At 39.2% G+C, this 17,254-nt stretch carries 31 protein-coding genes; all 31 read right to left on the bottom strand.

Features of this window, described 5'->3' with window-relative positions; translation table 11 throughout:
• Positions 1-122 precede the first annotated feature (122 nt).
• Positions 123-1,001 carry a cysteine synthase CysM gene (cysM, locus tag H7U17_RS02840; RefSeq protein ID WP_186754583.1) on the bottom strand — a complete coding sequence of 293 codons (879 nt, stop codon included), beginning with the start codon at positions 999-1,001 and terminating at the stop codon, positions 123-125.
• Positions 1,002-1,844: a serine O-acetyltransferase EpsC gene (epsC, locus tag H7U17_RS02835; RefSeq protein WP_186754581.1), complete on the bottom strand. Its 843-nt coding sequence runs from the start codon at positions 1,842-1,844 to the stop codon at positions 1,002-1,004.
• A gap of 20 nt (positions 1,845-1,864) precedes the next feature.
• Entirely contained in the window at positions 1,865-2,437 is a 573-nt protein-coding gene (locus tag H7U17_RS02830) for a hypothetical protein (RefSeq protein WP_186754579.1), read from the bottom strand.
• Positions 2,418-2,705 carry an FtsB family cell division protein gene (locus H7U17_RS02825; RefSeq protein WP_186754577.1) on the bottom strand — a complete coding sequence of 96 codons (288 nt, stop codon included), beginning with the start codon at positions 2,703-2,705 and terminating at the stop codon, positions 2,418-2,420. The genes H7U17_RS02830 and H7U17_RS02825 overlap by 20 nt, the downstream gene beginning before the upstream one ends.
• A 167-nt stretch (positions 2,706-2,872) precedes the next feature.
• Positions 2,873-4,150: a phosphopyruvate hydratase gene (gene eno / locus H7U17_RS02820; RefSeq protein WP_186754575.1), complete on the bottom strand. Its 1,278-nt coding sequence runs from the start codon at positions 4,148-4,150 to the stop codon at positions 2,873-2,875.
• A 28-nt stretch (positions 4,151-4,178) separates the two neighbouring features.
• Positions 4,179-5,270 carry a glutamine-hydrolyzing carbamoyl-phosphate synthase small subunit gene (gene carA / locus H7U17_RS02815; RefSeq protein WP_186754573.1) on the bottom strand — a complete coding sequence of 364 codons (1,092 nt, stop codon included), beginning with the start codon at positions 5,268-5,270 and terminating at the stop codon, positions 4,179-4,181.
• A 130-nt stretch (positions 5,271-5,400) separates the two neighbouring features.
• A complete protein-coding gene (gene rplQ / locus H7U17_RS02810) occupies positions 5,401-5,934 on the bottom strand; it encodes a 50S ribosomal protein L17 (protein ID WP_186754566.1) in 534 nt (177 codons plus the stop codon).
• Positions 5,935-5,940: 6 nt separating this feature from the next.
• The gene (locus tag H7U17_RS02805; protein ID WP_186754564.1) at positions 5,941-6,930 is read right to left on the bottom strand and encodes a DNA-directed RNA polymerase subunit alpha; all 990 of its coding nucleotides are present in this window, start codon (positions 6,928-6,930) and stop codon (positions 5,941-5,943) included.
• Between the two features lie 34 nt (positions 6,931-6,964).
• The gene (gene rpsD / locus H7U17_RS02800; protein WP_186754562.1) at positions 6,965-7,570 is read right to left on the bottom strand and encodes a 30S ribosomal protein S4; all 606 of its coding nucleotides are present in this window, start codon (positions 7,568-7,570) and stop codon (positions 6,965-6,967) included.
• Between the two features lie 18 nt (positions 7,571-7,588).
• Complete coding sequence (gene rpsK, locus H7U17_RS02795) at positions 7,589-7,987, bottom strand: 30S ribosomal protein S11 (protein ID WP_015264093.1); 399 nt, start codon at positions 7,985-7,987, stop codon at positions 7,589-7,591.
• A gap of 15 nt (positions 7,988-8,002) precedes the next feature.
• Positions 8,003-8,380 carry a 30S ribosomal protein S13 gene (gene rpsM, locus H7U17_RS02790; protein WP_186754556.1) on the bottom strand — a complete coding sequence of 126 codons (378 nt, stop codon included), beginning with the start codon at positions 8,378-8,380 and terminating at the stop codon, positions 8,003-8,005.
• 6 nt (positions 8,381-8,386) lie between these two features.
• The gene (gene ykgO / locus H7U17_RS02785; RefSeq protein WP_009053196.1) at positions 8,387-8,503 is read right to left on the bottom strand and encodes a type B 50S ribosomal protein L36; all 117 of its coding nucleotides are present in this window, start codon (positions 8,501-8,503) and stop codon (positions 8,387-8,389) included.
• A 6-nt stretch (positions 8,504-8,509) separates the two neighbouring features.
• Positions 8,510-8,728, bottom strand: a complete 219-nt coding sequence (gene infA, locus H7U17_RS02780; protein WP_186754549.1) for a translation initiation factor IF-1 — start codon at positions 8,726-8,728, stop codon at positions 8,510-8,512.
• 2 nt (positions 8,729-8,730) lie between these two features.
• Positions 8,731-9,504, bottom strand: a complete 774-nt coding sequence (gene map / locus H7U17_RS02775) for a type I methionyl aminopeptidase (RefSeq protein WP_186754547.1) — start codon at positions 9,502-9,504, stop codon at positions 8,731-8,733.
• Between the two features lies 1 nt (position 9,505).
• Complete coding sequence (gene secY, locus H7U17_RS02770) at positions 9,506-10,822, bottom strand: preprotein translocase subunit SecY (protein WP_186754545.1); 1,317 nt, start codon at positions 10,820-10,822, stop codon at positions 9,506-9,508.
• A 3-nt stretch (positions 10,823-10,825) separates the two neighbouring features.
• A complete protein-coding gene (gene rplO / locus H7U17_RS02765; protein WP_186754543.1) occupies positions 10,826-11,272 on the bottom strand; it encodes a 50S ribosomal protein L15 in 447 nt (148 codons plus the stop codon).
• Between the two features lie 2 nt (positions 11,273-11,274).
• A complete protein-coding gene (gene rpmD / locus H7U17_RS02760) occupies positions 11,275-11,454 on the bottom strand; it encodes a 50S ribosomal protein L30 (protein WP_186754541.1) in 180 nt (59 codons plus the stop codon).
• A 4-nt stretch (positions 11,455-11,458) separates the two neighbouring features.
• Complete coding sequence (gene rpsE, locus H7U17_RS02755; RefSeq protein ID WP_186754539.1) at positions 11,459-11,977, bottom strand: 30S ribosomal protein S5; 519 nt, start codon at positions 11,975-11,977, stop codon at positions 11,459-11,461.
• A gap of 6 nt (positions 11,978-11,983) precedes the next feature.
• Positions 11,984-12,334, bottom strand: coding sequence for a 50S ribosomal protein L18 (rplR, locus tag H7U17_RS02750; RefSeq protein ID WP_186754537.1), 351 nt, complete (start codon positions 12,332-12,334; stop codon positions 11,984-11,986).
• 7 nt (positions 12,335-12,341) lie between these two features.
• Positions 12,342-12,899 carry a 50S ribosomal protein L6 gene (rplF, locus tag H7U17_RS02745; RefSeq protein ID WP_186754535.1) on the bottom strand — a complete coding sequence of 186 codons (558 nt, stop codon included), beginning with the start codon at positions 12,897-12,899 and terminating at the stop codon, positions 12,342-12,344.
• Positions 12,900-12,909: 10 nt separating this feature from the next.
• Positions 12,910-13,305 (bottom strand): 30S ribosomal protein S8, encoded by a 396-nt coding sequence (gene rpsH, locus H7U17_RS02740; protein ID WP_186754533.1) that lies wholly within the window; start codon positions 13,303-13,305, stop codon positions 12,910-12,912.
• 81 nt (positions 13,306-13,386) lie between these two features.
• Positions 13,387-13,656 (bottom strand): 30S ribosomal protein S14, encoded by a 270-nt coding sequence (gene rpsN / locus H7U17_RS02735; protein WP_186754531.1) that lies wholly within the window; start codon positions 13,654-13,656, stop codon positions 13,387-13,389.
• A gap of 2 nt (positions 13,657-13,658) precedes the next feature.
• Positions 13,659-14,219 (bottom strand): 50S ribosomal protein L5, encoded by a 561-nt coding sequence (gene rplE / locus H7U17_RS02730; RefSeq protein ID WP_186754524.1) that lies wholly within the window; start codon positions 14,217-14,219, stop codon positions 13,659-13,661.
• Positions 14,212-14,556 carry a 50S ribosomal protein L24 gene (gene rplX / locus H7U17_RS02725; RefSeq protein WP_222439114.1) on the bottom strand — a complete coding sequence of 115 codons (345 nt, stop codon included), beginning with the start codon at positions 14,554-14,556 and terminating at the stop codon, positions 14,212-14,214. The genes rplE and rplX overlap by 8 nt, the downstream gene beginning before the upstream one ends.
• 2 nt (positions 14,557-14,558) lie before the next feature.
• Complete coding sequence (rplN, locus tag H7U17_RS02720) at positions 14,559-14,927, bottom strand: 50S ribosomal protein L14 (protein WP_186754522.1); 369 nt, start codon at positions 14,925-14,927, stop codon at positions 14,559-14,561.
• Positions 14,928-14,929: 2 nt separating this feature from the next.
• On the bottom strand, positions 14,930-15,190 hold the full coding sequence (gene rpsQ / locus H7U17_RS02715) for a 30S ribosomal protein S17 (RefSeq protein ID WP_186754520.1): 261 nt from the start codon (positions 15,188-15,190) through the stop codon (positions 14,930-14,932).
• Positions 15,191-15,197: 7 nt separating this feature from the next.
• On the bottom strand, positions 15,198-15,392 hold the full coding sequence (gene rpmC / locus H7U17_RS02710; protein WP_186754518.1) for a 50S ribosomal protein L29: 195 nt from the start codon (positions 15,390-15,392) through the stop codon (positions 15,198-15,200).
• A gap of 8 nt (positions 15,393-15,400) precedes the next feature.
• Positions 15,401-15,820, bottom strand: a complete 420-nt coding sequence (rplP, locus tag H7U17_RS02705) for a 50S ribosomal protein L16 (RefSeq protein ID WP_186754516.1) — start codon at positions 15,818-15,820, stop codon at positions 15,401-15,403.
• A gap of 24 nt (positions 15,821-15,844) precedes the next feature.
• Positions 15,845-16,573 (bottom strand): 30S ribosomal protein S3, encoded by a 729-nt coding sequence (rpsC, locus tag H7U17_RS02700; protein ID WP_186754514.1) that lies wholly within the window; start codon positions 16,571-16,573, stop codon positions 15,845-15,847.
• A 9-nt stretch (positions 16,574-16,582) separates the two neighbouring features.
• Positions 16,583-16,972 (bottom strand): 50S ribosomal protein L22, encoded by a 390-nt coding sequence (rplV, locus tag H7U17_RS02695; RefSeq protein ID WP_186754512.1) that lies wholly within the window; start codon positions 16,970-16,972, stop codon positions 16,583-16,585.
• Between the two features lie 2 nt (positions 16,973-16,974).
• Complete coding sequence (gene rpsS / locus H7U17_RS02690) at positions 16,975-17,253, bottom strand: 30S ribosomal protein S19 (RefSeq protein WP_018475621.1); 279 nt, start codon at positions 17,251-17,253, stop codon at positions 16,975-16,977.
• Between the last annotated feature and the right edge of the window lies 1 nt (position 17,254).

Raw genomic sequence — 17,254 nt, 5'->3', positions numbered from 1 at the left:
CAAACGTCTTTTCAAACGGTCTCTGGCTTAGAATCGTTCTTCAAAAACGGGAAATTTTCTCATAAAAAAACCGAAATATCATCTTGATATTTCGGTTTGATATGAAATTATTAATAGGTTAATCAACCAAATAAATCCGAACTCAAATACCTATCCCCCCGATCACACGTAATACATACAATCACACCTGAGTCTAATGTTTCTGATAGTTTTATGGCCGCATGCAAAGCACCGCCACTGCTCATCCCTGCCAAGACACCCTCTTCTCTCGCCATTCTTCGTGTCATTTCTGTAGCATCTGATTGACTCACATCGATGATTTGATCCACTCTGCTAGATTCATATATCTTTGGCAGGAACTCCGGTGACCATCTTCTAATCCCCGGAATGCTAGACCCATCCGTTGGCTGAGTACCCACAATTTGAATAGCTGCATTTTGCTCCTTCAAATACCTGGAGACCCCCATAATGGTACCCGTTGTCCCCATTGCAGAAACAAAATGAGTAATCTCACCATTGGTATCCTTAAAAATCTCAGGCCCGGTCCCTTCATAATGTGCCCTATAATTATCCGGATTGGCAAACTGGTTAAGAATATAATACCCCTCTTTTTCGGCCATCTCTTCAGCTAGGGTTCTTGAATATTCAATGGTCTTGGCTGCAGGCGTCAATATTACTTTGGCTCCATAAGCTTCCATGGAAACGACCCTTTCACGCGTAGAATTATCCGGCATGATCAAAGTCATTTCCACACCAAGTACTTTGGCTATCATGGCCAGAGCGATCCCCGTATTACCACTGGTGGCTTCTACTAATTTATCACCTTTCTTAATATCGCCCCTCTCCAGTGCATTTCTAATCATGCTGTAGGCCGCGCGGTCCTTAACACTACCTCCAGGATTTTGTCCTTCAAGTTTACAATATATCTTAACATTGGGATTGGTAGGTATATGTTGAAGCTCCACTAATGGAGTATTCCCAATCAACTCAAACAATTTCATTTAAGCATCATTTTTAAAGATGAACATATCAGTGGTTTCAGCACTGGCATCATACATCTTGGTTTTGTAATAAATTTTACTTTTTGCTGGAACACTCTTCGTTAACCATACATTACCCCCGATCACACTATCCGCTCCTATCACTGTTTTACCTCCCAATATGCTTGCTCCAGCATAGATAACTACATTATCCTCAATAGTTGGATGACGCTTAATATCTGCATCTTCTTTATTAACACTCAATGCACCCAAAGTAACCCCCTGATAGATTTTCACATTGTCACCAATAATTGTAGTCTCGCCGATCACAACCCCCGTTCCGTGGTCAATACAAAAATGTTTTCCAATCTTAGCCCCAGGATGAATTTCAATTCCAGTTTTACTATGGGCAAATTCCGTAATCATCCTAGGAATTAAGACTACTCCCTGCTGATGTAAAAGGTGAGCAATTCGATAAGCCGCTATGGCGTAAAAGCCAGGATAACTCCGAATAACTTCAGTTTTGGATTTTGCAGCAGGATCACCCTCATACATAGCCACAATATCCTCATGCACAGCCTCAAACACGCTTTCTAAGCCAGCAAAGAAGTCTTTGGCTACAATGTCACTATCTTTATTAATCAGTTTTTTATTCCTTCCTAAAATCCCTTGAAGCTGTATAGAATAATACTGAAGCTTATCTTCCACTTCTTGAGTATCCTGTAGAATTTGTACAGCATACTCTGGAAAAAGCACTCCTAATAAACCTTCAAAAAACTCCTGTACGATTCTGGGTGAAGGGCATTCAGGACAATGAGAATGTGATTGGTATATTTTATCTATGAAAGATCTTTGGAAATCCATTTATTAATATGATATGTCTGTTAAAGTACAAAACCCGCTCTGATTACATAAGGTTCATTGTAGAGCAAATTTTGGTTATCATAAAGGACATTATATAATAATGTGAAGTTCATACCTCCTCTTCTGCCAAAAGGAATAAAATAACCTCCCCCTAAAAATAAACCTGGCTCCCACTCCCTACTACTTACTATGTCTCCATTTAAATTTTTCCTAAAAGCCTCTACATTCAAGCTCTCAAACTCCGCCTGAGCAAACACATTAGGTAATACATTATAGCGGTTAAAAATCCTGCCCCCATATACATTGGAAGATTCAGAAAAATCACGATACTTCAAGTATTGGTAAGTAATCCCTACACCGGCAGAATAACGGTCCGTGATCATCACCCCTACTAATGGCGATACATCCACATAAGTAATAGAACCGAATTGTAGACCAAAATTCCCTCCAAAATACAAGCGTTCACTTAGCGGTACCTTTTCTTCATCTTCCTCATAAAACTCTCTTTGAGCAAAAACGTCTTGAGAAATTAGACATAAGCCAAAAGCTATAAAAATTACGATACCAGCAATATTATTCTTCAACAATAACATAAAGATCTTCAGTTTTTTTCTTCATTAAGTATCTTTCACGAGCAAACTTTTCCAAAAGTTCATAATTACTGAGTAATTCTTCTCTTTCAGCTTTAATTTTCGCTTTTCGCTCCAAATAAAATGACTTCTGGTCCTCTAGCTTAGAAAGTTTAGAACGAAGAGTAAACTGGCTAATAATATCATTAGTATCAATAAAAACCATCCAAATCACAAACAGGACAGTAAAGATGAAATAGAAGTTTTTAGTGTATTTAAGGTACCTCCTCATTATATTGATGCTTTTGATCACAACAAATATAGGGAATAGAATTGACTAACGACTCCCTACAAAAAACAAAATAAAACTCATTTGCTCCCAATCACAAAATACAAATAAGCACCAAACAAAAAAAGCACCCCAATTCCTTGGGGTGCTCTTCATATATTTTTTGAGAATTATTTTCCAGGAAAATAAGCTGACTCAGCCAATAATTCTTCAATTCTCAACAATTGGTTGTACTTAGCCATTCTATCAGAACGAGAAGCAGAACCAGTTTTAATTTGACCAGTGTTACAAGCAACGGCCAAATCAGCAATAGTAGAATCTTCGGTTTCACCTGATCTGTGAGACATAACCGCTGTAAATCCAGCTTTGTGAGCCAATTCAATAGCGTCCAAAGTTTCAGTCAAAGTACCGATTTGGTTCACTTTGATCAAGATAGAGTTGGCAGATTTCTCTTCGATTCCTCTCTTCAAGAACTTAACATTAGTTACAAAAAGATCATCACCAACCAACTGAACTTTATCTCCAATCTTAGCAGTCAACATAGCCCAGCCTTCCCAGTCTTCTTCGCCACATCCATCTTCGATAGAGTCGATAGGATATTTCTCAGTCAATTCTGCAAGATAAGCCACTTGCTCTTCTCTATTTCTAGCTACTCCACCTTCACCTTCAAACTTCTTGTAGTCATAAACTCCGTCTACAAAGAATTCAGAGGCAGCACAGTCAAGAGCAATCGTGATATCAGATCCAGCTTTATAACCAGCTTTAGAAACAGCATCTAGGATACACTCAAGTGCCTCTTCAGTACCACCAGAGAAATTAGGTGCAAATCCACCTTCATCACCAACTGCTGTACTCAAACCTTTGTCATGAAGGATCTTCTTAAGATTATGGAAAATCTCAGCCCCCATTCTGATTGCTTCTGAAAAATCAGCAGCACCTACTGGACGAATCATAAACTCTTGGAATGCTATAGGAGCATCAGAGTGAGATCCACCATTGATGATATTCATCATTGGAACAGGAAGAGTCTTGGCGTTAGTACCTCCTACATATCTAAATAAAGGCAAACCAAGATCATCAGCTGCTGCTTTAGCTACTGCCAAAGAAACACCCAATATCGCATTAGCTCCCAATTTAGATTTAGTATCTGTACCATCCAATTTGATCATCAAATCGTCAATGCCCCTTTGGTCAAATACGGACTGTCCGATCAATTCTGGTTGGATAATTTCATTTACATTCTCAACAGCTTTCAATACACCCTTACCTAGGTATTTGCTCTTATCGCCGTCACGAAGCTCAACAGCTTCATTTACACCTGTAGAAGCTCCACTTGGAACAGCGGCTCTACCAAATGCTCCGCTGTCAGTTACTACGTCAACTTCTACAGTTGGATTTCCACGAGAATCTAAAATTTGTCTCGCATGAATTGCTTGAATCAATGTCATAATTCTAAAAGGTTTATAGGTTGTTCTATTAGTTTTTGATTAAAGAGATGAAATCATCAAACAAGTACCTGGAATCATACGGTCCCGGAGAAGACTCTGGGTGATACTGTACAGAAAATACAGGTCTATCCTTCAATTTAATACCAGCTACCGTCTGATCATTAAGGTGAATATGAGTAATTTCTAAAGCATCATTTTCATCTATATCTTTTTTTGTAACCACGAACCCATGATTTTGGGAAGTGATTTCACTCTTACCAGTAACCAAGTTTTTGACTGGGTGATTTAAGCCCCTATGTCCATGGTGCATCTTATAAGTAGATACATTACAAGCCCTTGCAATGATTTGATGACCAAGACAAATACCGAAAACAGGTTTATTTAAGTTCAAGATTTGGCTGGCTGTTTCCACAGCATAATCCATCACAGCCGGATCACCTGGTCCATTTGAAAGAAAATAAGCATCGGGTGCCCAAGCTTCCATGTCTTCAAGTGAAGATTTCGCAGGGAACACCTTGATATAAACACCCCGTTCAGATAAACATCTAAGGATATTTTTCTTAACTCCGAAATCCAAACAAGCGACTTTGATAGATGAATTTTCATCGCCCACATAATACGGCTCTTTAGTACAAACCTGAGAGGACAGTTCAAGGCCATCCATATCAGGAACTTTATCCAATTCTTTTTGAAGATCCTCTACATTGTCGAATTCAGAGCTAATGATAGCATTCATCGCTCCTTTGGAACGGATATGTTTTACAATTTTCCTTGTATCTACATCGGCAATTCCTGTAATACCGTTTGATTCCAGATAATCCTGCAATGACTCGGTAGCATCCAACCTACTATAGATTTCAGAGAAACTGTTCACTACAATACCTGCAATGGTAGGAGCATCAGATTCAACCTCTGTGTCAATCACACCGTAATTTCCGATATGAGGTGTTGTATTCACAATAATTTGTCCTGTGTAAGACGGATCCGTGTAAATTTCCTGATAACCGGTCATACCTGTATTAAAACAGATCTCACCGCCATTAGTACCATGTTTACCAATTAGGGTCCCGTGAAATACGGTACCATCTTGAAGAAGAAGTGTTGCTTTTTGTTTGTCCATTTATTGAAATTGAATGCCCAAATTTAAGGATTTTATCACTAAGAGACAGAATAATTTTCAAAAGGATAATAAAAAAGGGATTGAACCAAAGTCCAACCCCTCTTTATATTTACTATAATGAATGCATTTATTACTCAGACTTTTCAGTTTCTGAACCTGCATCGTTATCTGCTGCTTTATCTTCGGAAGCACTAGCATCTTCTGCTTTAGTTTCCGTAGCACCTGTAGCCTCAGCTGATTTACCAGAACCTCTACGGCTTCTTCTGGTTTTCTTAACCTCTGGTTTAGCTTCTTTCAACATCAATTCATTGAAATCAACTAACTCGATAATACACATTTCAGCATTATCACCAAGACGGAACCCAGTCTTAATAATTCTAGTATAACCACCTGGTCTGCTAGCTACTTTTTCAATAACTTCACCGAAAAGAGCTTTGATAGCTTCTTTATTCTGCAAATAAGAAAAAGCAATACGTCTATTGTGTGTAGTATCTTCTTTGGCTCTAGTCACTAGAGGCTCTACATATTTTCTCAACTCCTTGGCCTTGGCAAGCGTAGTAGAAATACGCTTGTGAAGAATCAGAGAGGCAGCCATATTAGAAAGCATAGCTTTTCTATGAGAAGCCTTCCTGCCAAGGTGATTAAATTTCTTACCGTGTCTCATCTTTTATTATTCTTCGTCAAGTTTATACTTAGATATGTCCATGCCGAACTGTAATCCTTTTTCTTGGATCAATTGTTCCAATTCTGCTAGGGATTTTTTACCGAAGTTTCTGAACTTCATCATGTCAGAAATTTCTAGTCTTGCTAAGTCTCCCAATGTTTTCACATCAGCAGCTTTCAGGCAGTTGAACGCCCTAACTGAAAGATCAAGATCGCTAAGCGGCGTCTTTAACAACTTACGCATATGCAAGAATTCTTCATCAATCGGCTCAGGAGAATCTCCACCTGGAGTATCAATAACCATCGTTTGGTCAGAGAATAACATGAAGTGCTGAATAAGAATCTTTGCAGATTCTTGAAGCGCCTTCTCAGGGTGAATTGATCCATCAGTAGAAACTTCCAAGATCAATTTTTCAAAGTCAGTTTTTTGTTCCACCCTTGTATTCTCAACACTATACTTCACATTCTTAATTGGCGTAAAGATAGCATCGATCGGAATAACTCCGAATACCTGCTCTTTTGGTTTAGATTCTTCAGCAGGAAGGTATCCTCTACCTTTTTCTACCGTAAGCTCAATTTCAAAGCTTTTAGAATCATCCAAGTGACAGATTACCAAATCTGGGTTCAAAACCTCAAAAGATGAGGTGAACTTAGCGATATCTCCAGCAGTAAAAACATCTTGGTTTTTTACTTCCACAGTAATCTTACCATCTATAGAGTCGTGGATCTTCTTAAATCTAACTTGCTTAAGATTAAGAATAATATCAGTAACGTCTTCCACAACGCCTTCGATAGTAGAGAATTCATGAACTACACCAGGTAATTTCACCGAGGTGATGGCGTAGCCCTCTAAGGAAGAGAGCAAGATTCTTCTCAGCGCATTACCAATTGTAACCCCGTAACCTTTTTCTAGTGGTTTAAAGGTGAACAAGCCGTGGAAGTCATCAGCTTTTTCCATCACCACTTTTTCGGGCATTTGAAATGCAAGTATGGACATATCAATAGTTCTTTTAAGTCAGAAAGTTTAGTTATTACTTAGAGTATAGTTCGACGATAAGTTGTTCCTTGATGTTCTCAGGGATATCCTCTCTAACAGGGATACTTACAAACTTACCAGATAACGAATTATTATCCCACTCTAACCATGAATAGCGGTTTGCACCTCTACCCGCAAGACTAGCAGTAATTGCTTCAAGAGATTTAGATCTCTCTCTTACAGATACAATGTCACCAGGCTTTAAAGTGTATGATGGAATGTTTACCAATTCACCATTCACTAGGATATGCTTGTGTGATACTAACTGTCTTGCACCTCTACGAGTAGGAGCGATACCCAATCTATAAACAGTATTATCAAGACGAGCCTCCAACAATTGAAGAAGGTTCTCACCAGTGATACCTTGTTTTCTAGAAGCGATATCAAACATTTTAGAGAATTGTCTCTCTAGAACTCCGTAAATATATTTTGCTTTTTGCTTTTCAGACAACTGAATAGCATATTCTGATTGCTTCTTTCTTCTACCTCTTCCGTGTTGACCAGGAGGGTAGTTTTTCTTCTGAAGTGCCTTGCTTTGTCCTTCGATAGGCTCTCCGAATTTTCTAGAAATTTTCGCTTTTGGACCTCTATATCTAGCCATTCTTATTTCTTAGTTAAATTAAACTCTTCTACGTTTAGGAGGACGACATCCATTATGCGGAAGCGGAGTCACATCTATAATCGTAGTAACATCAAGACCTACGTTCTGCAAGGTTCTGATAGCTGATTCCCTACCTGAACCAGGACCTTTTACAAACACTTCAATTTTTCTTAAGCCAAGGTCATAAGCAACCTGTCCACAGTTCTGAGCGGCCATTTGGGCAGCGTATGGAGTGTTCTTTTTAGAACCTCTGAAACCCATTTTACCGGCAGAAGCCCATGAAATAACCTGACCTGAATTATTGGTAATGGAAATGATGATGTTGTTAAAAGAAGCTTTGATGTGGGCCTGGCCTACAGCTTCCACCTTAACAACTCTCTTTTTTCCTTTAGCTTTATCGTTTCTTCTTTGAGCCATAATCTATATCAAGATTTATTTAGTTGCCTTCTTCTTGTTAGCAACAGTCTTTCTCTTACCTTTTCTAGTTCTAGCGTTGTTTTTAGTCTTTTGACCTCTTACAGGAAGTCCTTTTCTGTGACGAAGACCTCTGTAACAACCGATATCCATCAATCTCTTGATGCTCAACTGTACCTCTGACTTCAAAACACCTTCTGTCTTGAACTCTTCAGCGATAATATTTCTAATAGTAGTAGACTCATCATCTGACCACTCACCCGCTTTCTTATCAAACGAAATACCTGCTTTAGTAAGGATCGCTCTAGCAGAACTTCTACCTATACCAAAAATATAGGTTAAGCCAATTTCACCGCGCTTATTGTCGGGAATGTCAACACCTGCAATTCTTGCCATAATTTTTTAACCTTGTCTTTGTTTAAACTTAGGATTCTTCTTGTTGATGACGTAAAGCTTTCCTTTTCTTCTGATCACTTTACAGTCCGCACTTCTCTTTTTAATAGATGCCTTAACTTTCATGACATTTTATTTATATCGATATACAATTCTGCCCTTTGAAAGATCATATGGAGACATTTCTAATTTAACTCTATCTCCAGGGAGGATCTTTATATAGTTCATTCTCATTTTACCGGAAATGTGAGCTATCAATTGATGACCATTCTCCAGTTCCACCTTAAACATAGCGTTGGATAACGCTTCTATTATAGTACCATCTTGCTCTATAGATGCTTGCTTAGCCATATTTAGAATTTAAAGTTTTCTTCTATGTATTGATGCGTTGTAAGTATTTCTGTCCTATCTTCAAATATCGCTACAGTGTGCTCAAAATGTGCCGAAGGCCTTCTATCTGCAGTACGAATGGTCCATCCATCTCTTTCTTGGACCACATTTCTAGTACCTAGATTCACCATCGGCTCTATAGCCAACACCATACCATCTTTTAACAAAGGACCACTTCCTTTTTTACCGTAATTCGGAACTTCCGGAGACTCATGTAAACTTTTGCCAACTCCATGTCCTACTAGCTCTCTAACTACTGTGTAGCCTTTAGCTTCGACATATTTTTGAATGGCATTACCAATATCTCCGATTCTTTTTCCGGCAATTGCATTTTCAATACCTAAATACAATGATTCTTTGGTTGCTTTGAGCAATGACAAAACTTTTGGGGAAACTTCACCGACAGGGTAAGTATAAGCGCAATCGCTATGAAAACCTTGGTGAAAGACTCCACAATCTATTGAGATTATATCGCCATCTTTCAAAACATACCCACTTGGAAATCCGTGAACGACTACTTCGTTCACAGAAATACAAAGTGAGGCGGGAAAACCATTGTATCCTTTAAATGAAGGTATACCTCCGTGATCCCTTATAAATTCTTCTGCAACTTTATCTAAGTCAGCGGTCTTTACCCCTGGCTTTACAAGTTTGGCCACTTCACCGTGAGCCTTACCTAATATTTGAGCACTTTCTTTTATTAACTGGACTTCTTCTGAAGTCTTATAATGTATCATATTATGCTACTGCGTAATTAGAAGGATTGTTTTTCATGTTGCCACTCTTCATCATTCCTTCATAGTGCCTCATCAGTAGATAACTCTCAATTTGTCTTAGGGTATCCATAATTACACCTACCATAATCAGTAGGGATGTACCACCATAGAATCCTGAGAATTGATTACTCACTCCAGCCATCATAGCAAAAGCAGGCATAATAGCTACAGCTGCCAATAATACGGAACCTGGTAAGGTAATTCTTGAAATTATATTATCAATGAAATCTGCTGTTGGTGCTCCTGGCTTAACACCTGGAACAAAACCACCATTTCTTTTCATATCTTCTGCTATCTGCTCTGGATTAACAGTAATCGCAGTGTAGAAAAAGGTGAACAGAATAATCATGATAGCAAAAACCAAGTTATACTGCCAAGATGTAGGACTACTGAAAGTATTACCAATATAGTTAGCAATATCACTTTCTGAAGCCCAAATTTGAGCTACCAATGCAGGCACAAACATTAAAGATTGTGCAAAGATGATAGGCATCACACCAGAGGCATTTACCTTAATAGGGATATACTGACGTTGACCTCCATATACTTTTCCGCCCACAACTTGTTTAGCGTATTGTACAGGAATTCTTCTAGTCGCTTCTGTCAAGGCTACCACGCCCACAACAACGAAGAACAATACAAAGAATTCAATAATCAACAACAATGCCCCAGATGTACCTTTTGACACCACTTCTCCCAAAATCGCTCCTGGAAATCTAGAAATGATACCAATCATAATTAGCATTGAGATACCATTACCAATTCCTTTCTCAGTAATTTTCTCTCCAAGCCACATACAGAACATGGTACCTGAAGCCAATAATACTAGAGAACTGAAAGTGAATAGTGTCTTACTAACCATGATCGCTTCATTAGGAATGGTAGCGGTAATATATCCTACACCCTGAGCTAGCGTAATCAAGATGGTCAACACTCTTGTAATTTGGTTGATTCTCTTTCTTCCAGACTCCCCTTCCTTTTGAAGTTTTTGAAAATAAGGTACTCCAACAGTTAATAATTGCAACACAATGGATGCAGAGATATACGGCATAATACCTAATCCAAAGATAGAGGCATTACTGAAAGCCCCACCCAGGAAGGTGTCTATCAAACCAAAAATCCCCTCTGAAGAGTCTTTCAGTTGACTAGGATCCACACCGGGTAATACGATATAAGAACCCAATCTGAATACAATCAGAAATCCGATTGTATTCAGGATACGGATCCTTAAATCTTCAATAGAAAAGATATTCTTAACTGTTGAGATAAATTTTTTCATTGGTTAAATCTTGTTAACAGTCCCGCCCAATTTTTCAATAGTTTCTGTAGCAGAAGCTGAGAAATAATGAGCACTTACGTTTATTTTCGCCGTAAGTTCGCCTCTTCCTAGGACTTTTACAACATCTTTTTTAGAAACCAATCCATTTTCTACCAAAGTTTCGAACGTAACAGTGTCAGTATTAAGCTTTTCAGCTACTGATTGTAATACGTCTAAATTAATTGGTTTGCATTCGATTCTATTAAGACTCTTGAAGCCAAACTTAGGCACTCTTCTTTGAAGTGGCATCTGACCACCTTCAAATCCCAATTTCCGGCTATAACCGGATCTTGATTGAGCACCCTTATGACCTCTCGTCGAAGTTCCTCCTCTTCCGGATCCTGTACCACGACCGATTCTTTTTCGGTTTTTTACAGAACCTTTTGCAGGTTGTAATGTATGTAGTTTCATAATTAGGCTTCCTCCACTTTTACAAGGTGACTAACTTTTCTTATCATTCCAGCAATCTGCGGAGTATTTTCCACTTCCACAGACTTATTGATTTTACCAAGTCCCAAAGCAACAATAGTCGCTTTTTGATTCTTTGGTCTGTTGATCGTGCTTTTAACTTGCGTTACTTTTACCTTCGCCATGATCTTACCCGTTAAATACTTTAGACAATTTAACACCACGTTGTTGTGAAACCGCGATAGCATCTCTCATTTTAGACAAGGCATCGATGGTAGCTTTCACCACATTGTGAGGGTTTGAAGATCCTTTGGACTTAGCCAATACATCCGTAACACCAGCACTTTCCAATACAGCACGCATCGCACCACCTGCAATAACACCGGTACCAGGAGCAGCTGGCTTGATCAATACCAATCCACCGCCGAATTTACCGATAGCTTCGTGAGGAATAGTTCCTTTTAAGATTGGTACTTGTACCAAACTCTTTTTAGCGTCCTCTATACCTTTGGTAATTGCATCGGTAACCTCATTAGCTTTACCTAATCCAAATCCCACGACACCGTTACCATCTCCTACAACTACTATAGCAGAAAAAGAGAACCTTCTACCACCTTTCACTACTTTAGCTACTCGGTTGATAGCTACAACTTTTTCTTTAAGCTCTGTATCTGTTGCCCTAATGGGTTTTTTTCTTAATTGGGACATAATTAATTAAAATTTAAGGCCACCTTCTCTCGCACCCTCGGCAAGAGCTTTTACATTACCATGATATAAGTAGCCACTTCTATCAAAAACTACTTCTGTGAATCCGCCTGCTACTGCACGCTCTGCCAATTTCTTACCTACTTCCTTGGAAACAGAGATATTTGCATTGTTTTTAGCACCAAGCTCCTTAGAAGAAGCTTGTGCTAGCGTGTGACCTTTAAGGTCGTCAATGAGTTGAGCGTATATTCCCGTATTGCTTTTAAATACGGACAAACGAGGTCTTTTATCAGTACCAGAAATTTTCTTCCGGATACTCTTTTTGATCCTAAGTCTTCTTGAATTCTTATTAAAAGCCATCTCTCAATTATTTTTTAGCGGCAGTTTTACCAGCCTTACGTCTAACTATCTCACCTACAAAGCGGATACCTTTACCTTTGTAAGGTTCTACTTTACGTAAAGACTTGATTTTAGCGGCTACCTGCCCTATCAATTCTTTATCAATACCTTCTAAGGTTACCAATGGGTTTTTACCCTTTGGCGTCTCAGCACTCACTTTAATTTCTGCAGGAAGTGCAAAAAAGATACTGTGAGAGTAACCTAATGAAAGTTCTAAAACTTGTCCTTGGTTGGCAGCTTTATAACCCACACCCACTAGTTCTAATTCTTTTTTGTAACCTTCGCTAACACCAACAACCATATTGTTGATCAAAGAACGATACAGGCCATGAAGTGACTTATGTCTCTTCGATTCGGTTGGACGGGTCAATACAACTTGATTGTCTTCCACCGCAACGGCAATGTCGGGATTCACATCCTGAGATAGCGTACCTTTGGGACCTTTAACAGTAACAACATTACCTGTTGCCACGTCTACAGTAACACCCGCTGGTAGATTTATTGGTTTTTTACCTATTCTTGACATAACGGTATTATTAATATACGTAACAAAGTACTTCCCCGCCGATACCTTCGGTACGGGCTTCCTTATCAGTCATCACTCCTCTTGAAGTGGAGATAATCGCAATTCCTAGGCCGTTGATTACTCTAGGAAGTTCATCTTTCGGTGCGTATTTTCTTAGACCTGGCTTACTTACTCTAGAAAGATTTACGATAGCATTCTGCTTCGTAGATGGGTTGTACTTCAGGGCGATTTTAATCGTTCCCTGAGGTCCATTCTCCTCGAACTTATAGTTCTGGATATATCCCTTATCGTGAAGCACTTTCGTAATCTCCTTCTTGATATTAGAAGCAGGTATCTCAACGATACGGTGAGATGCCTTGATGGCATTTCTCAACCTGGTCAAATAATCAGCTATTGGATCAGTCATATTATTATAAGTCTAACTGCATGCGCTTTAAGGCGTGCAAAGTTACACATTGATTCTTAGAATAAAAACTTTTTCTGATTTTTACCAGCTCGCTTTAGTTATACCAGGAATTTTTCCCGCAGAAGCCATTTCTCTAAAGGTAACCCTGTTGATACCAAACTTCCTCATATAACCTTTAGGACGGCCAGTCAATTTACATCTATTGTGAAGTCTCACTGGAGAGGCATTCTTAGGCAGTTTGTCCAGTGCTTCAAAATCACCGGCTGCTTTTAATTCTGCTCTCTTCTTAGCATACTTAGCAACAAGACGTTCTCTTTTTCTTTCACGAGCTTTGATCGCTTCTCTTGCCATAATTATTCTTCTTTATTATTATTTACAAAAGGCATCCCGAAAGCTTTCAACAAAGCATAGCTCTCTTCATCTGTATTAGCAGTAGTCACAAATGTGATGTCCATACCAGAGATTCTGTTTACTTTCTCAATGCTGATTTCTGGGAAGATAATCTGCTCAGTGACACCCAAGGTGTAGTTTCCTCTTCCGTCGAAACCTTTGTCGCTGATTCCTTTAAAATCCCTTACACGTGGTAAAGCCACTGTAGTAAGACGATCAAGGAATTCCCACATTCTGTTTCCACGAAGGGTAACTTTTGCGCCAATTGGCATACCATCTCTCAACTTAAAGTTAGAGATAGAGTTTTTTGCCTTAGTAGCTACAGCTCTTTGACCAGTGATCAAAGTAAGCTCTTCTACTCCTTGGTCTACCAATTTCTTGTCAGCAACAGCTGCTCCAATACCCTTGTTGATCACAATTTTGGTCAACTTAGGCACCTGCATTACTGTTTTATATTGGAACTTCTCCTTAAGTGCAGGAGAAATTTCCTTAACATATTTTTCTTTTACTCTAGGATTAGCCATTGATTACCTCCCCGGTTTTCTTAGAATATCTAACTAATTTTCCATTTTCACCTGGCTTTCTTCCAGTTCTGGTAGCTTCACCAGTTTTAGGATCTACAAGCATCAAGTTACTTACATGAATGGCAGCTTCTTTCTTTTCGATACCTCCTTGAGGGTTGGTAGCTGTAGGCTTAACATGTTTTGTTACCATATTAAGACCTTCAACGATAGCTCTGCTCTTCTCCAAGTTTACCGAAAGTACTTTACCAGTCTTACCTTTGTCATCACCTGCCAATACTTTAACAGTATCACCAGTTTTGATGTGCAATTTTGGTTGCTTATTCTTTTTTCTTTCCATGATTACAATACTTCTGGTGCCAAAGATACGATCTTCATAAATTGCTTCTCTCTCAGCTCTCTTGCTACTGGACCAAAGATACGAGAACCTTTTGGTTGATCATTATTGTCCAAAAGAACCGCTGCGTTATCTTCAAAACGGATATATGATCCATCTTTTCTTCTAACTTCTTTTCGAGTTCTCACGATCACCGCTTTAGAAACGGTACCTTTTTTCATATTGCTGGAAGAAAGAGCAGACTTTACCGTCACGACAACTTTATCCCCGATAGAGGCATATCGCTTACCGGTTCCTCCCAGTACTCGGATAACAAGCACTTCCTTGGCACCTGAATTATCCGCTACACTTAATCTGGATTCTGACTGTATCATGATTATTTAGCTCTTTCTAATATTTCTACTAATCTCCAACGCTTATTCTTACTCAGCGGACGAGTTTCACTTATCTTAACGAGGTCTCCTTTACCACACTCGTTTTTCTCGTCATGAACCATAAATTTGGTAGTCTTAGCAACAAACTTACCGTAAATCGGGTGCTTAACCCTTCTCTCTACGGCTACAGTGATGGATTTATCCATTTTGCTGCTGACTACTTTTCCTATTCTTTCTTTACGTAGATTTCTCTCAGTAGCCATCTTCTTCTTATTTAGCTAGTTGTTTTGCGCTCAAAAAAGTCTTCAATCTTGCGATAAGCTTTCTTGTCTCGCTAATTCTATTGGGATTCTCAATTGGAGAAATTGCATGGGCAAAACGTAACTTAGTTAGTTTTTCTTGCTCAGAGGCAATACGCTCAATGATTTCACTCTCGGAGAGTGCTTTGATTTCAGAGTTTTTCATAGTTCCTATTATCCTACGTAATCTCTACGCACTACAAATTTTGTACTCACTGGAAGCTTTTGTTGAGCTAAACGAAGGGCCTCTTGGGCCAATTCCTTACTTACACCTGTAGCTTCAAAAAGGATGGTTCCCGGCTTGATTACTGCTACCCAGTATTCAGGAGCACCTTTACCCTTACCCATACGAACCTCAGCAGGCTTCTTGGTGATCGGTTTGTCAGGGAAAATCCTGATCCATACCTGACCTTCCCTCTTCATTGCTCTAGTCATCGCAATACGAGCTGCCTCAATTTGACGAGAGGTAATCCATCCTGCTTCTAAGGACTTGATACCAAAGTTACCGAAAGCGAGCGTATGCCCTCTTTGCGCGATCCCTTTGATACGCCCTTTTTGCATTTTTCTATATTTAGTTCTTCTTGGCTGTAACATGATTTCTCACTTATGGGGTGAAAATTAGTTATTTCTCTTTCTTCTCTTTGGTCCGCCTTCTCTTCTTCTACGACCGGCTCCACCTGATTTCTCATTAGCTATTCCGGCATTTGGAGAAAGATCTCTTTTACCGTAAACTTCACCTTTGAAAATCCATACTTTGATACCGATGATACCGTAGATGGTGTTCGCTTCAGAAATAGCATAATCGATGTCAGCTCTCAATGTATGCAAAGGAATTCTTCCTTCTTTGTACATTTCAGATCTGGCCATCTCAGCACCTCCAAGACGTCCTGATAATTTGATTTTGATACCTTCAGCACCTACTCTCATTGTAGCAGCAATAGATTGCTTCATTGCTCTTCTAAATGAGATCCTTGCCTGAAGTTGTTGAGCTATAGACTCTCCTACCAACTTGGCGTCCAATTCAGGACGTTTGATTTCAAAAATGTTGATTTGAACATCCTTGCTGGTAAGTTTTTTCAGCTCTTCTTTAAGTTTATCGACTTCAGCACCGCCCTTACCGATAACTACACCTGGACGGGCAGTATGGATAGTAAGCGTGATTCTCTTAAGCGTTCTTTCGATAATTACCTTTGCAATGCCTCCCTTAGGGATCCTAGCATATACATATTTTCTGATCTTTTGATCTTCGTATAGTTTGTCGGCAAAATCTCTGCCGCCATACCAGTTAGAATCCCAGCCCTTAACGATACCTAGTCTAAGACCAATAGGGTTAACTTTTTGTCCCATATTCTAATCTTAATTAGCGTTTTCTTTTGTTTCTACTTCATCAGCGGTAAGCTCAGTGTTGAATGCATCAACTACCAAGATCACATGATTTGATCTTTTACGAATTCTGTGGGCCCTACCTTGGGGAGCAGGTCTAAGTCTTTTAAGCATTCGACCACCATCTACTTGAATGGTCTTCACATAAAGATCAGCCTCTTCAAGTTTCACATCTGGATTTTTTGCCTGCCAGTTAGCAATGGCAGAAAGCAAAAGTTTTTCCAATCTGATCGCACCATGGTTTGGTGTGAACTTCAATATACTCAAGGCGTTGCCTACTCTTTGTCCTCTTACAAGGTCAGCTACAAGACGCATCTTACGAGGCGATGTAGGAACATTATTTAGTCTTGCTATTGCTTCCATGATTATCTCTTTCCTTTATCTTTTTTGGCAATGTGACCTCTAAAGTTTCTTGTAGGAGCAAATTCACCAAGCTTGTGACCTACCATATTGTCTGTTACAAAAACTGGAATGAATTTGTTTCCATTATGCACAGCAAAGGTATGGCCAACAAAATCCGGAGAGATCATAGATCTTCTTGACCAAGTCTTGATGACAGACTTTTTGCCGGATTCGTTCATTGCATCTACTTTTTTGGCCAAGTGATGAGCTATATAAGGCCCTTTTTTTAATGAACGTGCCATA

The organism is Echinicola salinicaeni (assembly GCF_014280965.1).
Classification (GTDB): domain Bacteria; phylum Bacteroidota; class Bacteroidia; order Cytophagales; family Cyclobacteriaceae; genus Echinicola; species Echinicola salinicaeni.
The sequence above is the reverse complement of the archived record's forward strand: the minus strand, read 5'-3'. Positions and strand labels throughout refer to the sequence as shown.